20 protein-coding genes are annotated in these 23,783 nt (G+C 68.6%); 6 read left to right on the plus strand and 14 right to left on the minus strand.

The annotated features are described in order from the left end of the window. Positions 1-145: 145 nt before the first annotated feature. Both NO360_RS11285 and NO360_RS11290 read right to left on the minus strand, forming a co-directional pair. Positions 146-574 carry a zinc ribbon domain-containing protein gene (locus NO360_RS11285; protein WP_256307909.1) on the minus strand — a complete coding sequence of 143 codons (429 nt, stop codon included), beginning with the start codon at positions 572-574 and terminating at the stop codon, positions 146-148. A gap of 92 nt (positions 575-666) precedes the next feature. Beyond that, on the minus strand, positions 667-1,716 hold the full coding sequence (locus tag NO360_RS11290) for a transcription initiation factor IIB (protein ID WP_256307910.1): 1,050 nt from the start codon (positions 1,714-1,716) through the stop codon (positions 667-669). A gap of 297 nt (positions 1,717-2,013) precedes the next feature. Here NO360_RS11290 and NO360_RS11295 point away from each other — a divergent pair, with 297 nt between their 5' ends. Together NO360_RS11295 and NO360_RS11300 are read left to right on the plus strand one after the other, a co-directional pair. Continuing rightward, entirely contained in the window at positions 2,014-2,841 is an 828-nt protein-coding gene (locus NO360_RS11295; protein WP_256307911.1) for a helical backbone metal receptor, read from the plus strand. A 264-nt stretch (positions 2,842-3,105) separates the two neighbouring features. Further along, the gene (locus NO360_RS11300; protein WP_256307912.1) at positions 3,106-3,633 is read left to right on the plus strand and encodes a DUF84 family protein; all 528 of its coding nucleotides are present in this window, start codon (positions 3,106-3,108) and stop codon (positions 3,631-3,633) included. 41 nt (positions 3,634-3,674) lie between these two features. Here NO360_RS11300 and NO360_RS11305 read toward each other — a convergent pair whose 3' ends face one another. After that, a complete protein-coding gene (locus NO360_RS11305) occupies positions 3,675-5,603 on the minus strand; it encodes a flippase-like domain-containing protein (RefSeq protein WP_256307913.1) in 1,929 nt (642 codons plus the stop codon). A gap of 203 nt (positions 5,604-5,806) precedes the next feature. Between NO360_RS11305 and NO360_RS11310 the strand changes: the two genes are divergently transcribed. Continuing rightward, entirely contained in the window at positions 5,807-6,052 is a 246-nt protein-coding gene (locus tag NO360_RS11310) for a DUF7123 family protein (RefSeq protein ID WP_256307914.1), read from the plus strand. A 74-nt stretch (positions 6,053-6,126) separates the two neighbouring features. Next, positions 6,127-6,642: a hypothetical protein gene (locus NO360_RS11315; protein WP_256307915.1), complete on the plus strand. Its 516-nt coding sequence runs from the start codon at positions 6,127-6,129 to the stop codon at positions 6,640-6,642. 39 nt (positions 6,643-6,681) lie between these two features. Here NO360_RS11315 and NO360_RS11320 read toward each other — a convergent pair whose 3' ends face one another. The 11 genes from NO360_RS11320 to ppsA form a co-directional block, all read right to left on the minus strand. Further along, entirely contained in the window at positions 6,682-7,302 is a 621-nt protein-coding gene (locus NO360_RS11320) for a winged helix-turn-helix transcriptional regulator (protein WP_256307916.1), read from the minus strand. 120 nt (positions 7,303-7,422) lie between these two features. Next, complete coding sequence (locus tag NO360_RS11325) at positions 7,423-8,682, minus strand: SPFH domain-containing protein (protein WP_256307917.1); 1,260 nt, start codon at positions 8,680-8,682, stop codon at positions 7,423-7,425. A gap of 71 nt (positions 8,683-8,753) precedes the next feature. Further along, the gene (locus NO360_RS11330) at positions 8,754-9,926 is read right to left on the minus strand and encodes an outer membrane protein assembly factor BamB family protein (protein WP_256307918.1); all 1,173 of its coding nucleotides are present in this window, start codon (positions 9,924-9,926) and stop codon (positions 8,754-8,756) included. A 75-nt stretch (positions 9,927-10,001) separates the two neighbouring features. Next, on the minus strand, positions 10,002-10,658 hold the full coding sequence (locus NO360_RS11335) for an NfeD family protein (RefSeq protein ID WP_256307919.1): 657 nt from the start codon (positions 10,656-10,658) through the stop codon (positions 10,002-10,004). A 34-nt stretch (positions 10,659-10,692) separates the two neighbouring features. Further along, positions 10,693-12,417, minus strand: coding sequence for a histidine kinase N-terminal 7TM domain-containing protein (locus tag NO360_RS11340; RefSeq protein WP_256307920.1), 1,725 nt, complete (start codon positions 12,415-12,417; stop codon positions 10,693-10,695). Positions 12,418-12,571: 154 nt separating this feature from the next. After that, positions 12,572-13,744 (minus strand): restriction endonuclease, encoded by a 1,173-nt coding sequence (locus NO360_RS11345; protein WP_256307921.1) that lies wholly within the window; start codon positions 13,742-13,744, stop codon positions 12,572-12,574. 309 nt (positions 13,745-14,053) lie between these two features. Next, positions 14,054-14,362: a DUF7312 domain-containing protein gene (locus NO360_RS11350; RefSeq protein ID WP_256307922.1), complete on the minus strand. Its 309-nt coding sequence runs from the start codon at positions 14,360-14,362 to the stop codon at positions 14,054-14,056. Between the two features lie 50 nt (positions 14,363-14,412). Beyond that, the gene (gene pyk, locus NO360_RS11355) at positions 14,413-16,179 is read right to left on the minus strand and encodes a pyruvate kinase (protein WP_256307923.1); all 1,767 of its coding nucleotides are present in this window, start codon (positions 16,177-16,179) and stop codon (positions 14,413-14,415) included. A gap of 111 nt (positions 16,180-16,290) precedes the next feature. Beyond that, entirely contained in the window at positions 16,291-18,375 is a 2,085-nt protein-coding gene (metG, locus tag NO360_RS11360) for a methionine--tRNA ligase (RefSeq protein WP_256307924.1), read from the minus strand. 120 nt (positions 18,376-18,495) lie between these two features. Next, positions 18,496-19,599, minus strand: a complete 1,104-nt coding sequence (gene mfnA, locus NO360_RS11365) for a tyrosine decarboxylase MfnA (RefSeq protein WP_256307925.1) — start codon at positions 19,597-19,599, stop codon at positions 18,496-18,498. A gap of 126 nt (positions 19,600-19,725) precedes the next feature. Further along, positions 19,726-22,017, minus strand: a complete 2,292-nt coding sequence (gene ppsA, locus NO360_RS11370) for a phosphoenolpyruvate synthase (RefSeq protein WP_256307926.1) — start codon at positions 22,015-22,017, stop codon at positions 19,726-19,728. 139 nt (positions 22,018-22,156) lie between these two features. On the opposite strand from ppsA, the gene NO360_RS11375 reads away from it, so the two are divergent. Together NO360_RS11375 and NO360_RS11380 are read left to right on the plus strand one after the other, a co-directional pair. After that, the gene (locus NO360_RS11375; protein WP_256307927.1) at positions 22,157-22,762 is read left to right on the plus strand and encodes a J domain-containing protein; all 606 of its coding nucleotides are present in this window, start codon (positions 22,157-22,159) and stop codon (positions 22,760-22,762) included. A gap of 317 nt (positions 22,763-23,079) precedes the next feature. Beyond that, positions 23,080-23,775, plus strand: coding sequence for a metallophosphoesterase (locus NO360_RS11380; protein ID WP_256307928.1), 696 nt, complete (start codon positions 23,080-23,082; stop codon positions 23,773-23,775). The last annotated feature ends 8 nt before the right edge of the window (positions 23,776-23,783 follow it).

Below are 23,783 nucleotides of genomic sequence, written 5' to 3' on the forward strand. Positions count from 1 at the left end.
CCCGACATCAGCTTTCTCCGCACGCTCCACAATCGTATTTTTCGATGTCTCGCAGGTGCGTACCGACCGTCGAGGTCCGGCTGGTCGGGGGCTGCCTGCGAGGATTTCGACGCGTCGGTTCGTCGGCAGCGCTGGACGGCCGACGTTACTGCTCGTCGGCCGGCCGTTCCCACTCCAGTTCGATCGTACACCACGGGCAGAAGTCGATTTCGGGGTCGAGTTCCCCGCCGCAGTTCGGACACTGCGGTCCGTCGGTCGTCTGCGGACCCGCGGCGGCGAGACGGTAGGCGTCGACCGCGCTGATCAGCAGGAGGGCGAAGAGCGGCGCGGTGACGGCCGCCGGCAGGGTCGCGGGGTCGACCGCCGCGACGGCGGCCGGGTCCGCGAGATCGAGCGTCGACGGATCGACGAACGTCCAGAGGAGCACGAGCGCCGCGCCGACGACGAAGGAGAACCAGGCGGCGGCGCGTCGCCAGCGACGGAGGTAGAGGTGGCCCGCGCCGGCGACGCCCAGGCTTGCGCCCAGGACGGCGACGAGTGTCGCGATCAACGCACGGCGACGCGTTCCGGTCATACCAGACTCCGACGCCGCGATGAGTTATAAACGTCCGGGAATCGACCGAAGCACCGAGGCCGGGGGGCCGACCGCGGGATCGACCGATACGACTACGCGAGGCCGATGCTCTCTTCGGCTTCGAGCAGTTCGTGGTAGCGGTTCCGGATCGTGACCTCAGAGATGTCTGCGACGTCGCTGACGGCCGCCTGCGTCGTCTTCTCGTTGGTGAGAAGCGCCGCGGCGTAGACGGCGGCGGCGGCGAGGCCGACCGGGGACTTCCCGGAGTGGACGCCCTTCTCCTTGGCGTTCTTCAGTAGCTGACGCGCGCGGAGCTTCGCCTCGTCGGAGAGGCCGAGTTCGGAGGCGAACCGGGGGACGTACTGTTCGGGGTCCGCGGGCTTGACCTCCAAGGACAGTTCGCGCGCGATGTATCGGTAGGTGCGCGCGACCTCGCTCTTGGGAACGCGTGAGACCTCCGAGATCTCGTCGAGCGATCGGGGGACGCCGGCCATCCGGGCGGCGGCGTACACGCAGGAGGTGGCGACGCCCTCGATGGAGCGGCCGGGGAGCAGGTCCTCGTCGAGCGCGCGGCGGTAGATAACCGAGGCGGTTTCGCGCACGTTCTCGGGGAGGCCGAGCGCGGAGGCCATCCGATCGATCTCGCCGAGCGCCTGTTTGAGGTTGCGCTCCTTCGAGTCGCGCGTCCGGAAGCGCTCGTTCCATTTGCGGAGCCGCTGCATCTTCTGGCGCTGGTTCGACGACAGCGAGTTGCCGTAGGCGTCGCGGTCGCGCCAGTCGATGTTCGTCGACAGCCCCTTGTCGTGCATCGTGTTCGTCGTCGGCGCGCCGACGCGGGACTTCTGGTCTTTCTCCTTGGCGTCGAACGCGCGCCACTCGGGGCCGCGGTCGACGGAGTCTTCGGTGATGACCAGTCCACAGTCGTCACAGACGGTCTCGCCGTGCTCGTCGTCGACGACGACGTTGCCGCCGCACTCCGGGCACGACAGCTCTTCGTCGGCGGTCTCGGATTCGGTCTCCTCTTCCTCCTCTCCGGGTCGAACCCACCGCTGGCCGGCCGAGTCGCCGTCTCGGCCCTCGTTCGTTCGCGACTCGTCTCTCGTTCTCGCGTTCACGCGAGTGTAGGTACTCTTCTCGCTCATCGGTATAGCGACGAATGCTCCGTGCCACAGATACGGATGAGAGAGGCCCGGAGCGGTCCGTACCAACCCCACCGACGGAGAAGATAAAAAGGGTTCGGAATCGGTTGCTCGAATCGAACGCACAGCCCCGAACCGAGCGATCCATCGAAAACGACCGTGATGATTTATATACGAGTTGAACCCGGTGAACCGGTCGCGTACGTCGGGTGCCGAAGTCGGTCGCCGCGAATCGCGGCGTACGACTCCGACCGTCGCCGGGTCCACAATACACTTGGTCTCGACGGCGCGATAGCCGGTATGGACCCGCCGAGGAGGAGGACCACCGACGCCGCAGACCGGGCGAGCGCGGCCGGCTCCGAGGACACCACCGACCCCGTCGAGCGCGTCGTCTCGCTCGCCCCGAGCGCCACCGCGACGCTGTCTGCGATGGATGCCGCGGACGCCGTCTGCGGCGTCACCGCTCACTGCGCGCTCGACCGCCCGGTGGTGGGCGGGTGGCTGAACCCCGACTACGACCGACTGGCCGAAATCGGTCCGGACCTGGTCTGCACCGCCGACGCCCTCCAGGCGGATATCAGCGAGGAACTCCGCGAGCGCGGCTACGACGTCCGCCACGTCGAACCCGAGACCCTCGACGAGGTGATCGATTCCTTCGCGGCGCTCGGCCGCGCAGTGGGGCGACCCGAGGCAGGCGACCGACTCGCGGCCGACGCCCGGGAGCGGGTCGCCGCCGTCCGGGCGAGGCGGGAGGCGCGCGTGGCCGCGGGTGACGACCGCGACGCGCGCCCCGTCGTCTACTGCGAGGAGTGGGGCGATCCCCCGATGGCCGCCGGCAACTGGGTTCCCGAGGCGGTCGAAGTCGCCGGCGGTCGGTACCCGTTCTGCGAACCTGGCGGGCGTTCGCGCGAAGTCTCACGCGAGCGCGTCGAGGCCGCGGACCCCGAGCACGTCGTCGTCCACCACTGCGGGCACGGCGACAGCGTCGATCCCGACATTCTCGACGACCGCGGCTGGGACCTGGACGCGGCGGTCCACGTCCTCGACGACGACCTCCTGAATCAGCCGAGTCCGGCGCTCATCGACGGTATCGAGACGTTGGCGGAGTTGTTCGACGACGGCGCGTGAGCCGCCGCGGGCCCGAATGCGACGCCCCACCGGACCTCGCGTACGTTCATATGCGATGGGGAGACCAGAGCGGGCGTGAGCTGAGAAGAGCCCCGCGCCGGGCAGCGGTCGTTCGGTACGTCGGCGCGGGAGCGAGCGGCTGCGCCGGCGGGCTGTCGGTCCGGCGGCGCGTACCGACTGTTCGCCACGATAGACGACGAGCGCCGAGCCACTGCTCTCGCCGAAACCGACACACGTAACCCCCGGGTGCGTCCACCCGTGGGTATGCGAATCGCAGTCGGCAGCGGGAACCCGGTGAAACGCGACGCGACCGTCCGCGTCTTTCCCGACGACGACGTCTTCGCCGAACCGGTCGCCTCGGGCGTCGGAGAACAGCCGATGGGCCGCGAGGAGACCCGGCGCGGCGCGCGCAACAGAGCCGAAGCGGCGCTCGGGACCGACGCCTACGACCTCGGCGTCGGGATCGAGGGCGGCGTCGCCGACGTCGAACCGTCGGCGGCGAGCGGGGACGAAGGCGCAGAGCTGTATCTGGTGATGTGGGCCGCCGTCACCGACGGCGACCGCTGGGGCGTCGGTGCCGGACCGAGTCTCCCGTTGCCCACCTCCATCGCCCTCCGAGTCGGCAACGGGGAGGAACTGGGGCCGGTGATGGACGACGTCCTCGGCGAGTCGAACGTCGCCGAGAACCAGGGGGCCGCGGGCGCGTTCACCGGCGGGAAGCTGACCCGGACGGATGCGCTCGACGCCGCCGTTGCGGCCGCTGCCTCGCCTTTTCTGAGCGATCTGTACTGAGAAATCGCGGGGTCTGGACGCACCCGGAACCGGGCCTCGACTCAGTCGAGTTTCGGCGACTCCTCCGCGCCGCGGACTTCGCGGGTCTCCTCGACGGCGGTCGTCAGCGAGACGTTGAGCCCCAGCATCGACGCGTAGCCGCCGACGACGGTGACGACGTTCTTCACGGCGTGGTCGAGGACAGCCGCGCCCAGCGCGAGTTCCGGTCCCAGCGGCGTCAGCGCGACCACGAGAAGCGTGAACGCGCCCTCGTAGAGGCCGATCCCGCCGGGCGACAGCGGCAGCACCTTCGCGAGGTTACCGACGCTGACGGCGAAGAAGCTCACCGCGATCAGTTCCACCAGCGGGAGCGCCGGCGCGAACGCCGCGAGGACGAGCAGCGCCGTCACGACGTCGAGCGTCCAGATCAGGACGCTCGTCGCGCCGACGCGGGCGAAGCCGGTGCGCGTTCCCGCCACCGTCTGGAGGTCGCCGACGAACCGCCCGATCACGCCGGCGACGAAATCGGCGTACGAGTCCGTGCTCACGCGGTAGACGAGTTCGGTTACGTAGTCGCGATCGCTCCGCGCGGAGACGGCGATGGCGCCGACCGCGGCGATGGCGACGAGACTGACGCCGAACGCGACGGCGACGGCCACGCGACCCGCGCCCTCGGCACCGACGAACGCGCGGGCGAGTTCGGCCGTCTGTCCGGTGACCGTGTAGCCGATGAGGACGACGCCGGCCATCGACGCGATGGTGAGGAGGTCGAACACCCGCTCGGCCGCCAACGACGCGAACCCGGAGGGGTACGGAATGGCGCGTCGGGCCTTGACCACGTACGCGCGGATGAGGTCGCCCGCGCGGGCGGGGAACACCAGGTTGCCGGTCTGGCTGATGAACACCGCGCCCGTCAGGAAGTCGACCCGTTCTCGGTAGCCGAGTTCCGCGAGGATGTCGCGGTAGCGGAGGCCGCGGAGCGGCCACGACAGGAGGTAGACGAGCGTCGCCGCGACGACGAGGACCGGGTCGGCCGCCCGCATCTCCGAGAGCACGGTCCCGAAGTCGATGTACTGCGTCATCAACACAAGCGCGAGGAGGGCCAGACCCCCGCCGGCGACGAGGCCGACGCGCTTCGAGAGCCGCGGTCGAACGGACAACTGCCACCAGGTGCGGAGGATCTGACTGCCCATTCCGAGGACGTCGCGGACGAGGTCGACTTTCGTGTCGCCCTTCGGTTCCCAGTCGACGGGGAACTCGGCCACCTCGTAGCCGGCGCGCTGTGCGCGGACGAGCATCTCCGTGTCCCAGAACCAGTGAGCGTCCTCGACGTCCGTTCGGAGGTCCTCGAACGCTTCCCGGCTGAACGCCTTGAAACCGCACTGGTGATCGCGGAGGTCCGACCGGAGGAGCGTGCGGACGAGGCCGTTGTAGACGCGGCTCGGAACCCCGCGTTTCGCGGGCCGGTCGGCGACGTTCTCGGGCATCCAGCGCGATCCGGTAGCGACGTCGGCCGCTCCCGAGCGGACGCGCTCGACGAGTTCCTCGAGGTGCCGCATATCGGTCGCCAGATCCGTGTCGAAGTAGACGAGCGTGTCGCCGTGGGCGGCCTCGAACGCGCGTTCTAAGGCCCCGCCGCGCCCGAGACGCTCGTCGCTGTGGACGTGTCGGACGCGGTCGTCCTCCGCGGCCAACCGGTCCGCGATCGACGGCGTTCGATCCTCGCAGCCGTCCTCGGCGACGATCACCTCGAAGGTTCCCGGGTCGAGGAAGGCCGCGAGCGTCCCGAGCGTCGTCGCGACCGTCGCCTCGATCGTGTCGGCCTCGTTGTAGGCCGGGAGGACGACGCTCACGGTCACTCCCTCGGCCGTGGCCCCGCTGGTGACCGCGTTCGTCGGGGCGCCCCCGTCCGCGCGGTCCCCGCCGCTCTCGGCAGTCTCGGGGGACGGATCGGAACGTTCGCTCCCGTCGCCGCGGTGGGGACCAGCCATTACCCAATGCTGGCTCTCCGGCGCGTATGAACTTTCTGTCTCGATTCGGGTCCGGTTCCCGGTCGCGACGGAGTTAGGTGACCGTACCTTCAGTCGAACCCTGGGGGTCGAATACCGGCCTCGCAGGGAGAAAATCGAATCACTGCGCGGTGTTAGCCTCCCGTACCAAACCGAACATAGGGCGGTATCGCGTGGGTGTCTGTATGAGCGCGACTGCTTCGACGACGACTGCACCGAACCTCAGCGAGAAACAGCGCCGGATCCTGCGGTACCTCCGTGCGAACGCCGACGAGCGGACGTACTTCAAATCGCGGCTCATCGCCGAGGAACTCGATCTCTCGGCGAAGGAAGTCGGCGCGAATATGCGCGCGCTGCTGGACGGCGACGTCGACCTCACCGTCGAGAAGTGGGGCTACTCGTCCGGGACGACCTGGAAAGTGACGAACTAGCCTGGCCCTGGCGACCTGAAACGGGCGGTGAACAGCAGTCGTTTTACCGACAGCGTCTCGACTCGGAAACGGTAATGGCCGATCAGACTCCGACGAAGCGGCGACGGCTCCTGGAAGGCATAAGCGCCGGCGGCACGGCGCTGCTCGCCGGATGCACAGATCAGTTCGACCTCGGTGGCGACGCCGGCACCGACGAGCACGCGGGATCGCACGGGGAGGCGAGCACCGATGGCGTCGCCGCAATCGCGACCATCGACCAGGAGGCGCTCCGGGAGGAACAGACCCGACTCCGGTCTGAACTCCAGAGCGGCAATATCACCCAGGAAGAGGCCCAAGAGGAGTTGGCGACGCTTCGGCAGGAGTACCTGGACGAGGCGATGACCGCGCTCGGCGACACCGCCGCGGAGGCCGAGGGCGTCACCGTCGAAACGGAGTACCGGTCGCTCGGCGCGGTGATCGTGAGCGGCGACGCAGGGGGCGTTCTGGGACTGCTCAGCGCCGACGCTGTGAGTGCGCTCGTTCCGCGTGCGGACGTCGAAGAACAGGTGCAGACGCGGACGGCGCAGGGAACGGAAAACGCTCAGGGCTGACGCATCGGTCCGTGGGACCGCCGTTCTCGCTACCCCTTGCTACGGATCGTAGCGGAGGAGCGAGTCGGCTTCCGCGGCCAGCGCGGCCGCCTCGGGACCGAACGAGTCCGCGTACCTGATCACGAGCGTGAGCAGCGTCTCCGGTCGTTCGACCGCATAGCGGTCCTCGCGCGAGAGCAATCCGGCCTCGTCGAGTTCGCTCGCGTACCCGCTCACGGTCGCTCGCGAGACGTCGAGTCGGTCAGCGAGTTCGGAGCCGGTCGTCCCCGGGTTCCGGAGGAGTTCGACGAGCATCCCCCGCGGCGTCCGCCGGCGGAGATAGCCCAGCGCCGTCCGCTCGAACGCCGAGAACCGTCCCGCCGGGAAGAACCGCTTGTAGTCGCCGTCGCGCTGGAAGACGAGGGTGCCGTCGTCGACGAGGCGGCGGAGATGATGTTGTGTCTCGCCCGTCCCGAGACTGAGATCGTCACGGATCTTCGAGAAGTGCGCGCCCGGGGTCGAGGCGACGTAGCCGACGATGGCGTCGCGGGCGTCGCTCGTCGTCTCGGCGGCCTCGGCGCTCCCGCTGGCTCCGAGTCCCGCGAGCGGCGAGGCCGCCCCCAGGGCGGCGAAGCGCCGCAGCGTCGTCCGTTTCTCCTCGTCGATGTCGCGATCCGCCATTCGGTTCACCCGTAGTACGGTGCGACGCGGTCAAAAGCGCTTCGCTCGGGTCAATCGATCGAATAGAACGACCGAACCGCTCGAAAACCGTCGGGGCGGGTGTTGTAAGACGATCTACACTTACTCTCGTTCGGTCTCGACCGCAGGGTCGGCTTCGTCGGTCGTCTCGTCGTCACCGGCGTCCGAGTCGGGTTCGCTACCGGCGTCCGGGTCGGGTTCGCCACCGGCCGCCGCCTCCGTCTCCGCGTCGCCGACGACCTCGTCCGGTTCCGTGAACGAGGCCCCGTCGGCCTCGCTGATGACTTCGTCGGGGCTCTTGATGTCCGTGCCGCCGCCCTGCTTGATCGCTTCGGCCTCCTGTTCGAGTTCCTCGACGTCCATCTCGGTCGCCTGATCGATCTGTCCGAGGATCTCCTCGATGTCGTCGAGGCCGAGCAGCTCTCGGGTCTCCGAATCGAAGTCGAGGCTGTCGAGCCCCGCCTGCTCCTGCACGTCCGAATCGGTCAGCTGGCGGCCGTAGCGGCCGAGGAGACTCGTGAGTTCCTGCGGGAGCACGAACGTCGTCGACTCGCCCTGGCCGATGGTCTCTAAGCTCTCCATCCCCTTCTCGATGATCGCGCGTTCGCCCATCGACTCGGCGGACTTCGCGCGGAGGACCGTCGAGATGGCGTCACCCTGCGCTTCGAGGATCTGGCTCTGCTTTTCGCCCTGCGCGCGGATGATGTTCGACTGCTTCTCACCCTCGGCCTGCTCGACCGCGGAACGCCGTTCACCCTGCGCTTCGAGGATCATCGCGCGGCGGCGACGCTCGGCGGACGTCTGCTGCTCCATCGCCTGCTGGACGTCCTGGGAGGGGTTGACCTCACGGACTTCGACGCTCTCGACGCGGACGCCCCACTCGTCGGTGGGTTCGTCGAGTTCGCGGCGGATCCGACCGTTGATCTCCTGACGCTTGTTGAGCGTGTCGTCGAGTTCCATGTCGCCGATGACCGCCCGCAGCGTCGTCTGCGCGAGGTTCGAGACGGCGCGCTTGTAGTCGTCGACCTCCAGGAACGCCTTCTTCGCGTCCATCACCTTGATGTAGACCACGGCGTCGGCAGTGACCGGCGAGTTGTCGCGGGTGATCGCCTCCTGTCGGGGCACGTCGAGCGTCTGCGTCCGCATATCGAACGGGTACGTCCGCGAGACGAACGGCGGAATGAAGTTGATACCCGGCTCCAGGAGTTTCCGGTACTCGCCGAAGACCGTCAGCGCCTTCTTCTCGTAGGCGTCGACGATCTCGACCATCTGATAGACGGTGACGATCGCGAGGAGGAGCACGAGTATCCCGACGGTCGGGATACCGATGCCTGTCTGCAGCGAAACGGGACCAAGTACCATACTCGGGACTTGGTGTGTCGCTCTCATAAGCGTTGGCCCGAGGACCCAACGCCGCGGCGACGAGGCGACAGCTACGGGACGTCGTACGCGATCAGCGGTTCGAGCCCGACCAGGAGAGTCCGATCGATACTCGCGAGCGGTGCGAGCGGTAACCCCTCCGGCGGAAGCGTGGCTTCGTCGACCCGGTCGCCGGAGTCGAAGTCGAACATCCGCAGCTGGTGGTATTTGTCGAGGGCGAAGACGTAGTTGTCGACGACCGCGGGTCGGTCGGTGTAGGCGTCCATCTCGCCCCACCACCGCTGTTCGCCGTCGTACCCGACGTTGAAGATGCCCGCTTCGCCGTTGGCGAGAATCCCATCGGACGTGAAGCGCAGATCGCTGACCGACCCGCGGAGCGTGGTCCCCCAGATCAGTTCGTGTTCCGAACCGGTGAGTCGGTATCGGTAGACGTTGCTGGAGGTGGCGACGAAGAGGTCGCCGTCGCGAACGTAACCCGTCCCGTACAGGTGTTTGTCGTACGACGCGACTTCCGATCGCGAATCGAGCGCGTAGAGGTCGAGGAAGTTGAACGTCCCGACGTAGAAGTTACTCCCGACTCGTCCGATCGATTCGATGGGGGATCTGAGTCCCGTGTACTCGATGGTGTCGACCACCTCGCCGGACCCGCGGTCGAGGATATACACGACGTACTCGTCGTCGGTCTCGGGCGTATCACCCCGATTGGCGCAGATGACGTACTGGTCCGTGACGAGCGGCTTCGTAGTCCAAGAATCGTACCGTCCGCCGGTGAAGTTCCACAGCGGCGTCCCGCTCGACCGCTCGACCGCGGTGAGTTGGCCGCCGTATCCGCGTGCGAAAATCGTCGACTCGGTCACCGACAGCGAGTCGCGCTTGAACTTCCCGAGTTGGTCGGTCTCCCACTCGATCGTTCCGTCAGGTTTCACGGCGAGGAGCTGTTTCGAGACCCACGTCGAGAGGTAGAACGTCCCGTCGTACGTCACGATGTCGCTGCCGGATTTGTCCAGCGTCCAGCTCTCGCGAGCGCTGAACGACGACGCGGACGGCGTCTCGCTCTGCGCGGCCGTCCCCGCGTCGGGAGCGGTCCCGGTGCCGGGGTCGTCCGTCGATCGGGGTGTCGGAGTATCAGCCGTGGACTCAGTCAGCCGTAAACAGCCACTGACGCCGCCGATGGCGCCCAGCGAGGCACCCTGGAGGAATCTTCGGCGGCTGACGTGTTCGGGCATATGCGCAGAAGCCGATGGCGGCATAATAGATGTTGTGCAAGAAGGGTCGCGTTCGACGCCGGCGTCCGGCGGTTTTCAGGCGCGCTCCGTTTCGGATTCGGCGTCTCGCTCTCCGTCTCCGGTTCCGTCCTCGCGGTCGCCGGTCTCCTCCTCGCGAGCCTCGGTCTCACGGTCGTCCGCTCTTTCGGTCTCCTCGTCCCGCCCGCGTGCGAGCTCCCGGTCGATCTCGTCGTAGTTCGTCGATAGCGACTCCACGGTCACGACGTTGCCGCCGCCGGGGTCGATCACGACAACCTCTGTTCCCTCCGCGAGCTCGCCGTCGACCGAGCGGGCGGAGTAGAAGGGGTTGAACCCGCCGTCGTCGAGTTTGACCTCGCCCTCGGTCGGCGTGACGCGCTCCGTTACGCGGCCGGTCCGCCCGCGGAGGCTCGTCGAGTCGCTCGTCTGCCCGGTGCCCTTTCCACCGTAGATGTCGAGTTCGCGATAGCCGTAGAGCGACAGCGCACCGAAGACCAGCACGAGGACGCCGAGGACGATCGGGGACGCCAGCGGGCCGAGGATCAGGCCGACGAGCCCCGCGGCCAGTAGCGCCACGCCGAGCACGACGAAGTGCGCGCCCGGCGCGAACGCTTCGAGGACGCTGAGTCCGATCCCGGCGACGACGAGCAGGAGGGGCAGCGTCTCGGGGGGGATCGAGAGCTGCAGGGCGATCGAGAGCGCACCTTCGAGCATACCGTCCGTAGGTCTGGCGAACGATTAAGGGTTGTCACGCGTCGGGACGCTCTTGCCCCTCCGAGGCGGCCGCTTCGTCCGGGGTCGGCAGTTCGAGAGTTACGCTCGTCCCGCGCTCCGAGACCGCGAAATCGACGGTACCAGCGAGGGAGTCGACCCCCCACGTGACGATCCACAGCCCCAGTCCGCTCCCGTGTTCGAGGGCCGTCTCCCCGGTCTCGTCGAGGACGGCGAGTTCGTGCTCGGGGATTCCCGACCCCTCGTCCGCGACTTCAATCGCGAGAAACCCCTCGTCGGCGTCGCCCTCGGCCGGTCGGACGGTTGCGCTCGAACTGTCCGAGGGGTCGTGTACGAGGGCGTTCTCCAGCAGGTTCTCGAAGACGATTTCCAGCAGCGCTGGAGTCGCCCGGACCGTCGCGTCTCCGGGGACGTCGACGCGGATCTCACCGTTCGATCCCGGTTCGACGAGGTCGTCGGCGATCCCTTCGAGAAGCGGTCGAAGGGCGACAGCGGTGGGCTCCTCGCCGTCCGCGTCCAGCGCCCGCTCGACGTGCCGGGCCTTCTCGCCCAGTTCGACGACGCCGGCGGTGTTCTCCGCCGCGGTCCCGAGCATCCGCCGGACCTCCTCGTCTTCGACGCGCTCTCGGGCCATCTCCAGATACCCGGTGACGACGTTCAGGTCGTTCCGGAGGTTGTGCCGCAGGACCCTGTTGAGGACCGCGAGGCGCTGCTCTCGACGCCGCTGCTCGGTGATGTCTTGAAAGACGATCGTGTCGCCGACTGCCGTTCCCGAGGCGTCCGTGAGCGGCGAGGTCGTGACCGCGTACGTCCGCTTCCGGCCGTCTCTCCGCCGGGTGATAGGGGCGTTGTCGCCGCCGGGATCGACGTCGTCGAGGTGCGTTTCGAGACGGCTGCCGAGCGCCTCGTCCCGCGGTGCGTCGAGCAGCAGTGCCGCCTCCTCGTTGCATTCGATGATCCGCCGGCCGCTGTCGACGATGACGACCGCCGATCCCAGGTTGTCGATGGCGGCGCGGTCGGCGATCCGGCGGGCCGCGGGGACCATCTCGAACATATCCCTGGAGAAGAACGCGTACATATCGAAGGCCAGGTGGATCGGGAACAGCAGCGGCGTGAGGTTCAGCGGCGGCGTCGCGCCGACCTCCGCCAGCCAGAGGAGGAACGGAAGCCCGGGAAAGATCGGCGAGACGGCGATGGCCGCCGCCTGGGTCCGGTACAGGGGGCCGTAGCTGAACACCGTGTCCGCGAGGAGAAACGAGGCGACGGCGATCATCAGGATGAATCCGGCCGCGTTGACGAACAGCCACGGTTGGTGAGCGTAGACGACGGTCGCCAGACCGTAGGTCGGTTCGATGCGGTACCCGCTCCAGGCGATCTGGTGGAGCGGATTGGTGACGACGACGAGGGTGTGCAGTACCTGCAGGGAGACGACCCCGCCCATCACCTTCGAGCGGAGGACGTTCCCCCGTCCCGTGTACTCCAGCGCGAAGGCGAGGAAGAACACGCCGATGAAGTTGATCCCGATCCAGATCGGAATCTCGAACGCTTCCCGCAACGCCGGGTCGAACACGAACAGCGCGAGGCCGTACGACAGCGACCAGAGGGCTTCACACCCGATCGTGGCGACGAAGAACCGGCCGCCGAGCCGACCCCGATACGACCAGAGATACCGCATAAACCCCAGCGAGATGATCCCCGAAGCCAGCGACGCCACCGCCAGCCACGGGACCGAAGAGACCACGGGTATCACTCCCGAAGGCCGTCGCTCGTAAAAAAGTGCCCACGTGACGGCCGCGGGAGCGACTCGGAGCGGCGCCGCTTGCCACCCGGGCGAATCGGAGCGACGCCACCGGCCGCGGCTCGGGGCAGCGGACGAACAGGGGACGAACGAGAGATCACCCGCCCGCGGACGCGACGGTCGCCTCCGGGGTCAGCGTGGGGTCGTGAACGAAGCGCACGCCCGTCTGACCGTCCGCCAGCAGGGTCGCGCTCGTCCCGTCACTGGGGATGGCGAACACCGTCCAGACCTCCCGGCTCTCCCCCGGCTCGTACAGTCCAGCCGACGGGAACCCGGTCACGCCGTCGAGCGGCTGGTGGCCGTATCGGTCGCCAGCGACGTCGACCACGAGCGCCGACTGACCGAACTGCGTCGGTTCGGCGTCCCTGTTGGTGACGTTCATCCGCACGAGGAGGAACGTCTGATTCGCCGGCGCGTCGTAGGTGGTACCGTTGACCGTCAGCGACTCGGTCGTCTTCGCGTTCCACCGGACGTCGACTGACGCGTTCGCGCCGGCCGTCGACACCGCGGACACGTCCGTTCCGCCGTCGCCGCCCGACGCCAAGAGCCCTCCGAGGCCGACCGCCGGTCCCACCGTCGCGCCGAGGACGAACGCGACGACGAGGACGAGCGGCAGGACGACGGCTGGGACCGAGCGGGCCGAGAGCCCGCCGAGATGGGACGACAGCGCGCCGAGGCGACCCGCGTCGGCCGCTCCGGTTCCGTCGCCGGACGAGTCGTTCGAACCGCCGCCACCGGCGTCAGCCGTTCCGTCGTCTCCCTGCCCGCCTCCGAACCGGCCCCGAACCGAGTCAGCGACGGCTCCGACGCCCGCGAGGCGTTCCACGAGCGCGTCGGGCACGGGGACGCCGAGGGCTTCGAGCCTCTCGACGGCGGCCTCGAGGCCGCTGGTCTCGGTGTACGCCCCCAACACGTCCTCGAAGCCGCCCTCCTCGACCGTGTTCGCGAGCGCAGACCGGTCGAGCAGGTGGACGCTTCGCTGGCCGGCGATCCGCCGGGCGCCTTCCGCGAACGCGCCCTGCGTCGCGACGACGGCGACGTCGATCCCGCGTTTCCGGCAGAAACCGACGAACTGTTTCAAGTGCCGCTCGGTCACCGTCGCAGTGGTCGTCGGGAAGACGTAGATGACCCCGCGCTTGCCGTCGCCGCGCTTGCCGATCACGAAGTGCGTCTCGTCGGCGCGCTCGCGCACTGACGTCTCCCACCCGCGAGCGTCCCAGAGATCCGAGAGGAACGAGACGAACTCGTCGGGTTCCAGTTCCGGGATCACGGTCTCGCCTCCCGCCGTCCGATGAGCGCCGCGGCCCCACGCGCGCCGACGGACCGGGGCGTCGCCGCTGGTCGCTCGCCCTCACCGAGCGCCACACAGGATCCGGAGGGTGACGTTACACTCCCGAGTCGGAGGGGGAAGGCTGCTGCGAGAGTGACGGCGGTGGAGGCGTGGGACATCGGCGAGACGGTCGTCGTCCTCGGATTTCCGCCGACCGACATAAAGCACTGCGGTCAAACCATCAAAACTGATAACCGAACGGTCACCGGAGAGGCTCTGGTATCCCGCGAACGCGGGCGCGGGCCGGGATCAGAGCACGCCGGGAACGGCGCTCGCCAGCAGCCCGACAGTCCCGACCACGCCGAGAAACACGAACAGCGCGTTCTCCGCCGACGGGGCCTCGGGTTCGATCGGTTCGCGGACCAGCGGATTCAGCTCCTCGACCGGCGACGCGGCGTCGGCGTCCTCCGTGGGAGTCGCGTCCGTAGCGGCGTCGGGACCCACAGCGTCGGGCTCGACACCGTCGCCAGGGGGGCGATCGGTGTCACCGTCGGCTCCGACGGTGCCGACGTCTCCCTCCGACGTCACGCCGACGCGGCTCTCGTCCGAATCACTCATTGGTCACGATACGTCTCGCGGAGAAAAAGGCCTGCCGCCTCGAACCGGCGCTACTGGTTCGCGCCGAGTCGGTCGCCGTGTCTGATGAGGTCGCCCTCGAAGACGACGCCCCGCTCGGCGTGCAGCGTCAGGGTCGTCCCGTCGGAGAGCGACCGCGGGAGGGGCGCACCGGAGATCATCGGGATCCCGAGTTCGCGCGCCACGAGCGCCGGGTAGCCGGTCATTCCCGGGCGGGCGTCGACGATGCCGGCGATCTTCGAGGTATCGCCCCGGAACTCGCCCTCGAAGCGCGCCGGCAGGGCGAGGATCGCCCCCTCCGGAACCGCCGAGAGGTCTCCGTCGTCGACGACGGCCAGCGGGCCGGCGACGCGCCCGCCGACGACCTTCCGTCCGTTGGCGACGGTCTCGGCGGCGACGTGGAGTTTGAGCATATTCGTCGTGTTCGTGCCCTCCAGTTCGGTCATCATCCCCGAGAGGACGACGACCGTGTCGCCGGAGCTTGCGACCTCCGCGTCGAGCGCGGCGTCGACGGCGTCCTCCATCATCTCGTCGATGCCGTCGCGGTACGACGAGTACTTCGGCACGACGCCCCACGAGAGCGCGAGCTGTCTGCGGACGCGGTCGTTCGGGGTCGTCGCGACGACCGGAACGCCGGGGCGGAACTTCGCGGTCTTCCGCGCGGTGTAGCCGGACTCGGAGGCGGCGACGATGGCGCTCGCGCCGACGTCGCGTGCGAGGTACCGCGCCGAGCGCGCGAGCGCCTCCGTTCGGGAGTCGCCGTCGGCCGTCGGAATGCGCTGTTCGCGCCCCTCGGCGTACTCATCGCTCGATTCGACCTGCCGGACGATGCGGGCCATCGTGTCGACGACGCGGACCGGATCGTCGCCGATCGCGGTCTCCCCCGAGAGCATCACCGCGTCGGTCCCGTCTAAGACCGCGTTGGCGACGTCGGAGGCTTCCGCGCGGGTCGGCCGCCGCGCGTGGATCATCGAATCGAGCATCTCCGTCGCGGTTATGACCGGCGTGCCCGTGGCGTGGCACTTGCGGATGATCCGCTTCTGAATGATCGGCACGTCTTCTAACGGCATCTCCACGCCCAGGTCGCCGCGGGCGACCATCACGCCGTAGGCGGCGTCGATGATCTCGTCGAGGTTCTCCACCGCGCCCGCGCGCTCGATCTTCGCGACGACCGGAATGTCGACACCGAGTTCGTCGAGGGCGTCGCTGATGGTGTAGACGTCCTCGGCGTCGCGGACGAAGGAGGCGGCGACGAAGTCGGCCTCGGTCTCGGCGGCGACGTCCAGTTCCTTCCGGTCGCTTTCGGTGATGAGATCGATGTCGAGGTCGACGCCCGGGAGGTTGACCCCCTTTCGCCCGCCGAGTTTCCCGCCGGAGTCGATCCGGGCGACGACCGCTTCGTCGTCGATCCGGAGCACCGTGGCTTCGATCCGCCCGTCGTCGAGGAGGACGGTGTCGTCGGCCTCGGCGGCGGTGATCGAGTGCGAGAGCCCGATCCGCTCGGGGGTCGCCTCGCTGCCCTCGACGAATCGGACCTCGCTGCCGGTCTCCAAGCGGATCGGCTCCTCCAGCGGCGCGGTCCTGACTTCCGGTCCCTGGAGGTCGACCATCGCGGCCAGCGGTTCCTCGGTCACCTCGTCGACCGCGCGGATGCGATCGATCACCTCCCGGCGGTGGTCCGGCGTCCCGTGGCTCGCGTTGAGTCGGGCGACGCTCATCCCGGCGTCGACGAGGGCCCGAATCGTAGACTCGTCGTCGGACGCCGGGCCGAGCGTACAGACGATCTTCGCTCTTCTCATAGCAAGGCCTACTCGGGACCGAGTTAAAAAGACCGACGATGGGTGCGGCGCGGGAGCGACGCGCGGCGCTCCGGGTCGGCAGCGGAGAGGCTCAGAGACGGGCCCCGCGAGCTACCGGATCTTCGTGCCCGGTTCGGCGTCGCCGTGCGTCGTGAGCAGGTCGGCCTGCTCGCCCGCCGCGAGCAGCATTCCGTTCGATTCGACGCCGAACAGTTCCGCCTTCTCCAGGTTGGCGACGACGACGATCTTCTCCCCCACGAGGGCGTCGAGGTCGTGAAGCTGTTTGATGCCGGCGACGATCTGTCGCTCCTCGACGCCGATGTCGACCGTGAGCCTGGCCAGTTTGTCCGCGCCCTCGACGCCCTCGGCGGCCAGGATCTCGCCCACCCGGATGTCGAGTGCCTGGAAGTCCTCGAAGCCGATGCGCTCGTCGGCGATCGGTTCGAGGTCGGCGGCCGGTTCCTCGCCCGCCTCGTCGGCGTCGCCGCCGTCGGCTTCGTCGTCCGCGTCGCTCTCCTGGCTCTCGCTCGCGGCCGCGACCCGCGATTCGAGCTTCTCGTTCAGCTCCTCGACGCGCTCTTCGGGGATCTTCTCGAACAGTTCGGTCGGCTCTCCGAACTCCCCAGCGGGGGCGTCGAGCGCGGCGTCGACGCCCACGGTGTGGACGTCGCCCGCCTCGCCGAGGTCGTCCCAGAGGTTCTCGGCGGCCTCGGGCGTGACCGGCTCGAAGAGGACGGCGACGGCCTTCGCGATCTGGACGCAGTCGCGGATGACCTGCGCCTTCTCGGGGTCGTCGTCGTCGAGCTTCCAGGGCTCGTTGCGCTGGATGTACTCGTTGCCGAACTGCGCGAGGCGGACCGCGCTCTCGCCGACCTCGCGGACGGAGTAGTCGTTGACGCCGGCCTCGAACTCCTCGATCGCCGTCTCGATCCGTTCGCGGACGTCGTCGGAGAGGTCGACGTCGGGCGACCCCCCGAACTCGCGGGCGGCGAAGAGCAGCGAGCGGTAGACGAAGTTGCCGACGGTCCCGACGAGCTCGTTGTTCACGCGCTCGCGGAAGCGTCCCCAAGAGAAGTCGACGTCCTGCTGGAAGCCGCCGTTGGTCGCGAGGTAGTAGCGGAGCAGGTCCGGACGGAAGCCCTCTTCCAAGTACTCGTCGGCCCAGACGGCCCGGTCTCGGGACGTCGAGAAGCCCTTGCCTTCGAGCGTGATGAATCCCGAGGCCATCACCGCGCGGGGTTCGACGTAGCCCGCGCCGCGGAGCATCGCCGGCCAGAAGACGGTGTGGTGCTGGATGATGTCGCGGCCGATGATGTGGACGATCTCGCCGTCGTCACGCCACGCTTCCTCCCAGTCGAAGACGTCGGGACCGACGCGGTCGGTGTACTGCTTCGTCGATGAGATGTACTCGATCGGCGCGTCCACCCAGACGTAGAGGACGAGGTCCTCCTCGCCCGGGTAGTCGACGCCCCAGTCCATATCGCGGGTGATACACCAGTCCTGGAGTTCGCCCTCGATCCACTCGCGGGGCTGGTTCCGCGCGTTCGCGGTGCCTTCGAGGCGGTCGATGAACTCGCCGAGGTACTCCTGGAGGTCGGAGACGGCGAAGAACTTGTGCTCTCGGTTCCGATACTCGGCGGGGTTGCCCGTGATCGCCGAGACGGGCTCTTCGATCTCGCCCGGTTCCAGGTGGCGGCCGCAGCCCTCGTCGCACTCGTCGCCGCGGGCGTGCTCGCCGCAGTAGGGGCAGGTCCCCTCGACGAACCGGTCGGGGAGCCACTGGTCGGCGTCGGGGTCGTAGGCGACGGGGATCTCCTTCTCGTAGACGTACCCCTCCTCCTCCAGCGTGCGGACGATCTCCTGCGTCGTCTCGACGTTGGTCTCGTCGTGCGTCTGCCCGTAGTTGTCGAACTCGACGTCGAACTTCGGGAACGTCGCCTCGTACTGCTCGTGGTGACGGAGCGCGAACTCCTCGGGGGTGACGCCCTCCTCGGCCGCGTTGACCGCGACCGGCGTCCCGTGCATGTCCGACCCGGAGACGAACGCGGTCTGCTGGCCGAGTCGCTTCAGCGCGCGACTGTAGATGTCGCCGCCGACGTACGTCCGGAGGTGGCCGATGTGCAGGTCGCCGTTGGCGTACGGCAGCCCGCAGGTCACCACCGCCGGGTTCTCGGTGGGGAAGTCCTCGTGGCTCATAGGGGCCACTTTCTGCGTCGACACCAAAACCCCGCTGGTTCGGAGCGACCGTCCCGACGGGGGGGTCGGCAGCCGAGTCCGGTTCCGACCCCGGTTCCGATTCCGACGCGCGGAAAGCCGCTATCTGATCTCGTCGAGAGCGGCCAGGAACCGCCGGAGCATCCCGCGGGTCACGTGCGGCATCACGACCACGCGAACGAGGCCGGAGCCGGTGCGTGAGAGTCGCCAGTTCCGGTCGCGCAGCGCGTCGAACGTCGGGGATTCCAGATCGACCACGACGATCGGGAGTTCGACGTCTGCGACGTCGTAGCCGCGTTTCCGGAGTTCGTCGGCGAACCAGCCCGCGAGGTCGTCGGCGCGTTCGTACTCGCGGCGGTAGCCGTCGGGCCAGAGCGCGTCCATCGCGGCCGCCGCGCCGGCGACGCCAGCGCCGCTTCGAGTCCCCGTCAGCGACGCCTGGGACGTGGATTCGAGATACGGCGTGTCGACCGCCAGCGCGTCCATCCCGGCCCGCTCGCGGAACAGCAGGCCGCCGGCGGGGATGACCGCCCGCCCGCACTTGTGGGGGTCGATCGTCATCGAGTCGATCGGCGCGTGTCCGAAGTGCCACTCGTGGTCGGTGAACGGAAGTAAAAAGCCGCCCCACGCGGCGTCGACGTGGCAGTACGCGCCGGCGTCGTGGGCGAGGTCGGCGAGTTCGGGGATCGGGTCCACACGGCCGTACTCCGTGCTGCCGGCGACGCCGACGACCAGGACGGTCTCCGAATCTATCGCGGCCCCGACGGCGTCGACGTCCGCGCGGTGGTCGTCGTCGGTCGGGATCGTCCGCAACTCGACGCCGAGGACCTCGGCGGCCTTCGTGAACGAGAAGTGGACGCTCTCGGGGGCGACGACGTTCGGGTCGTCGGCGTCGGCGCGGTTCCGCGCCGAGCGCACCGCCTGGATGTTCGCCTCGGTTCCGCCGCTCGTGACGTAGCCGTACGGCGGCGCGTCGCGGGCGGCGACGGATGTCTCAGTCTCATTCGGAGGCGCCGATCCGAGGCCGGCCAGTTCCCCCAGCGTCGCCACCGCTCGCGTTTCGAGATCGCCGATCTCGGCGTACGTCGCGGGGTCGCCCGGATTCGTCGCCAGAAACCGCTCTGCGGCCTCGCGCGCCGCGGGATGCGGCTCCGTGCACATCGAGGAGAGAACCCGGTCGAACGTCTGCGGGGCCGCCCGCTGCATAGCGTTCGGTACTTCCCGGTCGCGTTTAGGCATTCTGTTCTGTCGGTGTCGGTACGCGGCCGGTGAGGCCGGCGGAATCGACGGTCCGGCCGTGGCTGGAGCGGGCGGACCGTCGGACGCTCTCGATCAGCGCACCGAATCGAGGATGAGCCGCTGTTCGATCCGCTTGGCCTCGTGCTGAACGTCGCGGACGGCGTCGATGTTCGCCGAGACCGACGAGATGCCCTTCTCGACGAGGAACTGGACCATCCGCGGCTTCGAGGCCGCCTGGCCGCAGATGCTCGTCTTGACGCCCAGTTCGCGGCACGTCTCGATGGTGTCGCCCATCAGTTTCAGCACCGACGGATGGAGTTCGTCGAAGCGGTCGGCGACGCGCTCGTTGTTCCGGTCCACCGCGAGGGTGTACTGCGTGAGGTCGTTCGTCCCGAAGGAGACGAAGTCGATACCGGCCTCGGCCATCGACTCGACGCCGAGCGCGGCCGCCGGCGTCTCGACCATCACGCCCCACTCGCGCTTCTCGGGGTCGACGCCGGCCCGCTCCATCAGTTCGCGGGCGCGGAAGACGTCCTCGGCGTCGTTGACGAGCGGGAACATTATCTCGACGTTGTCGTAGCCCATCTCGAAGATGCGCCGGAACGCCTCGAGTTCGTGCTCGAACAGGCCCGGGTTGTCCAGCGACCGGCGGATCCCGCGGTAGCCCAGCATCGGGTTGTGTTCGCGGGGTTCGTCGCCGCCGCCCTCCAGCTGCCGGAACTCGTCGGTCGGGGCGTCGAGCGTCCGGACGCGGACCGGTCGGGGGTAGAACTCCTCGGCGGCCGTGCGGATCCCGTCGACGAGTTCGTCGACGTACGCGCGCTCGCCGTTGTCCGCGATGTACTTCGTGGGCGTCTTCCCGAGCGAGAGGACCATGTGCTCGGTCCGGAGGAGGCCGACGCCGTCCGCGCCGGTCGCCGCCGCCCGCTCTGCGGCTTCGGGGATCGAGACGTTGACCTTGACCTCCGTCGCCGTCATCGGCTTGACGGGCGTCTTCGGACGGGCCTCCTCGATCGGTTCGTGCTGCTCCTCCTTCTCTTTGGCACCCGCGCGGACGGTGCCCTTGTCGCCGTCGATGGTGATCGGCTGGCCGTCTTCGAGCTGGCGCGTCGCCGACCCCGTGCCGACGACCGCCGGGACGCCGAGTTCGCGGGAGACGATCGCGGCGTGGGAGGTCATTCCGCCCTCGTCGGTGACGATTCCCGAGGCGCGCTTCATCGCCGGGACCATATCGGGCATCGTCATCTCGGTCACGATGATGTCGCCGTCGCCGACCTGATCGAGGTGGTCGAGTTTCGTGACGATCCGGGCCTCCCCGGAGGCGATCCCGGGGCTGGATCCGAGGCCGCGGAAGAGGATGTCGTCGTCGCCCTCGCTCCCGTTCGAGTCGCCGTTCGCGCCGCCGTTCCCGGCGACGGACGCCTCGGCCGCGCTCTCCTCGTCGTCGATAGTCGTGATCGGCCGCGACTGGAGCATGTACACCTCGCCGCCGTGGATCGCCCACTCGACGTCCTGCGGGGTGCCGTAGTGATCCTCGACGCGCTCGCCGAGTTCGACCAGTTCCGCGATCTCACCGTCGGAGAGCACCCGCTTGCTCCGCTTCTCGTCCGGTACCTCCCGCTCGACGGTCTCGCCGGTCTCCTCGTCTTTGACCATCATCATCTTCTTGTCGGCGACGGTGACCGTCTCCACGTCTGCCGTCTCCCGATCGATGACGTAGTTGTCGGGAGAGACCGACCCGGAGACGACCGCCTCGCCCAGTCCCCAGGCGGCCTCGATGATGATCTGCGGTTCGCCCGTCGAGGGGTGAGAGGTGAACAGCACGCCCGACTTCTCGGCGTCGACCATCTCCTGGACGACGACCGCGATGTCGACCTCGCGGTGGGGGAACCCCTGGCGGTTCCGGTAGTAGATCGCGCGCTGGGAGAACAGCGACGCCCAGCACTCCTTGACCCGTTCGACCAGGTCCGCCTCCTGGACGTTCAGGAACGTCTCCTGTTGACCGGCGAAGGAGGCGTCCGGCAGGTCCTCCGCGGTCGCCGAGGAGCGGACGGCGACGAAGCGCTCGCCGTCGCCGAGGTCCCGATACGCCGAGACGATCCCGTCTCTGACGTCGTCGGGGACCGGCGTCTCCATAATGAGCTCGTGGGCGCGCTCGTGAGCCTCGCGGAGCGCCTCGGTGTCCTCGTGGTCGACGTCGACGGCCGCGAACAGTTCCTCGTCGATACCCGCGTCCTCGATGAACTCGCGGTACGTCGCGGCGGTCACGACGAATCCCGACGGCACCGGCAGCCCTGCCGCGGTGAGTTCGCCCAGCGAAGCCGCCTTCCCGCCGACGTGATCGACGTCGGCGGACCGCACGTCGTCCAGCCAAGCTACAGCCATTAGCGTGTGCAATTCCACAGATATCCCTAAAGTACTTTCCGAAGGGTGCAACGGTGAATGAAACGTACTCGAAACCGAGTATACAATCGAGATCGGACGCGGCGAGAAGTTCTTTAGTCCCGATGCCCTTTCGTCGACTGTGCTTCCGGAGTTGGTCTCGTCGCTGCCGCCGTGGCTGGTCTTCGGCCTTCTCGGCGGTGGCCTCGCCTCCGTCGTCGTCGCCGGGGTGTTCCTCGTCGGGGGGCGGCTGTTCCCCGACGAGCCGTCGCCGACGGGCCACCGCGTCGACGGGTCGGCGCGCCGCCGAATGGAGATCAGATCGTATCTCCGGGCCATCTCTGAGCCCTTCACCGAGGATCACACGATCCACGGGGAGACTATCGAGTTCTATCTCCCAGAGCGCGAGGTCGCGCTCACGTTCGACGCGCAGGCGTATTTCCGGCTCGAACGCGCCGGGACGTACACCGTCCTCTGCGAGCACGAGATGCCGGTGCACGCGCTCGGACGGCGGCTTCCCTTCGACGTTCCGAAGTTCGACTTCGGGTCGCGGCGAACCCCGAGTGACGATCCCGTCGGCGAGGCGTTCGACCACCTCGGTCTCGCCCGGACCGCGAGTCAGGAGGACGTCAGAGACGCCTACCGCGACCGCGTGAAGTCGGTCCACCCCGACCACGGCGGCTCGCAGGCGGAGTTCAAACGCCTCCAGGAGGCGTACGCGACCGCCCGAGAGCACGCCGCGGAGTGAACCGGACCGGCCGGCGGAGCGAGTCTCGCGTCGCCGCGGACCGCGCCGCGGTACCGTCGCTCGGTCCACAGAGTCCCCGACGTTCGCGTCGACGCCACCTCGCGAGCCTTTTTATCCGATTCCGGCACCAGACCGGCCGTGATCTGAATCGCGTCACGGCGCGTCTCGCGGCTGTGTGGCACACCGCGCCGTGACTCCGCGGGCTCGGCCGCCCGCGCACCCGTGTCACCTGTCCGCCAATTCGAGGTCTGGCGAGCCCCGATGTCGCCATCGCCGGCCGCCGTCACCCATTTGGGCTCGCCGACCCAACTCCGGGCGTGGACGCCGTCGACTACCTCCCGCGGGCGGCCTCCCTCTCGGCAGCGGACGCGCTCGTCGTCGCGGACCTCCACGTGGGGCGAAGCGAGGCGTCGGAGGTCGAGTTTCCGCTCGGCGAGCGACGCGACCTCCTCGAACGACTTCGGGCACTCCTCGCCGCTGCTGACCCCGAAACGGTCGTCTTCGCCGGCGACGTCCTCCACCGGTTCGGGACGGTCTCAGAGCGCAGTCGCGAGACGGTCGAGCAACTCGCCGAAGCCTGCCGCGACGCCGGGTGCCGCCCGGTCTTCGTCCGCGGGAATCACGACACCGCACTGGACGCCGTCCGAGGCGACGTCCGAGACGCCTACGTCGCCGGCGAGGATCCCCGGATCGTCGTCTGTCACGGCCACGAGGAGCCGTCCGTCGACGCCGACGCATACGTGATCGGCCACGACCACCCCGCGATCGAGATTGAAGGACAGCGACGCCCCTGCTTCCTCCACGTACCCGCTGCGTACCGTGACGCGGACGTCCTGATGGTTCCGGCGTTCTCGCGGCTCGCGGCCGGCGTGGCGATCAACGATGCGCGGGCGGGCGACCTCCTGTCACCGCTTCTCGACGACCTCGACGACGTCCGGCCGGTCGTCTACGACGAGGAGCGCGAGGAAGCGCTCACGTTCCCGCCCCTCGGGTCGTTTCGCCGGCTGCTCTGAGCGGGCAC

Source organism: Halobellus litoreus, assembly GCF_024464595.1.
In the GTDB taxonomy this organism is placed as follows: domain Archaea; phylum Halobacteriota; class Halobacteria; order Halobacteriales; family Haloferacaceae; genus Haloquadratum; species Haloquadratum litoreum.

Excerpts from the sequence above, each read along its gene's own strand:
- NO360_RS11335 (WP_256307919.1), bottom strand. The coding sequence starts at position 10,658 with ATGCTCGAAGGTGCGCTCTCGATCGCCCTGCAGCTCTCGATCCCCCCC.
- ppsA (WP_256307926.1), bottom strand. The coding sequence starts at position 22,017 with ATGGCTGTAGCTTGGCTGGACGACGTGCGGTCCGCCGACGTCGATCAC.
- NO360_RS11320 (WP_256307916.1), bottom strand. The coding sequence starts at position 7,302 with ATGGCGGATCGCGACATCGACGAGGAGAAACGGACGACGCTGCGGCGC.
- NO360_RS11285 (WP_256307909.1), bottom strand. The coding sequence starts at position 574 with ATGACCGGAACGCGTCGCCGTGCGTTGATCGCGACACTCGTCGCCGTC.
- NO360_RS11290 (WP_256307910.1), bottom strand. The coding sequence starts at position 1,716 with ATGAGCGAGAAGAGTACCTACACTCGCGTGAACGCGAGAACGAGAGAC.
- NO360_RS11310 (WP_256307914.1), top strand. The coding sequence starts at position 5,807 with ATGAGCGCGACTGCTTCGACGACGACTGCACCGAACCTCAGCGAGAAA.
- mfnA (WP_256307925.1), bottom strand. The coding sequence starts at position 19,599 with ATGCAGCGGGCGGCCCCGCAGACGTTCGACCGGGTTCTCTCCTCGATG.
- NO360_RS11350 (WP_256307922.1), bottom strand. The coding sequence starts at position 14,362 with ATGAGTGATTCGGACGAGAGCCGCGTCGGCGTGACGTCGGAGGGAGAC.
- NO360_RS11300 (WP_256307912.1), top strand. The coding sequence starts at position 3,106 with ATGCGAATCGCAGTCGGCAGCGGGAACCCGGTGAAACGCGACGCGACC.
- metG (WP_256307924.1), bottom strand. The coding sequence starts at position 18,375 with ATGAGCCACGAGGACTTCCCCACCGAGAACCCGGCGGTGGTGACCTGC.
- NO360_RS11330 (WP_256307918.1), bottom strand. The coding sequence starts at position 9,926 with ATGCCCGAACACGTCAGCCGCCGAAGATTCCTCCAGGGTGCCTCGCTG.
- NO360_RS11295 (WP_256307911.1), top strand. The coding sequence starts at position 2,014 with ATGGACCCGCCGAGGAGGAGGACCACCGACGCCGCAGACCGGGCGAGC.
- pyk (WP_256307923.1), bottom strand. The coding sequence starts at position 16,179 with ATGAGAAGAGCGAAGATCGTCTGTACGCTCGGCCCGGCGTCCGACGAC.
- NO360_RS11325 (WP_256307917.1), bottom strand. The coding sequence starts at position 8,682 with ATGGTACTTGGTCCCGTTTCGCTGCAGACAGGCATCGGTATCCCGACC.
- NO360_RS11305 (WP_256307913.1), bottom strand. The coding sequence starts at position 5,603 with ATGGCTGGTCCCCACCGCGGCGACGGGAGCGAACGTTCCGATCCGTCC.
- NO360_RS11315 (WP_256307915.1), top strand. The coding sequence starts at position 6,127 with ATGGCCGATCAGACTCCGACGAAGCGGCGACGGCTCCTGGAAGGCATA.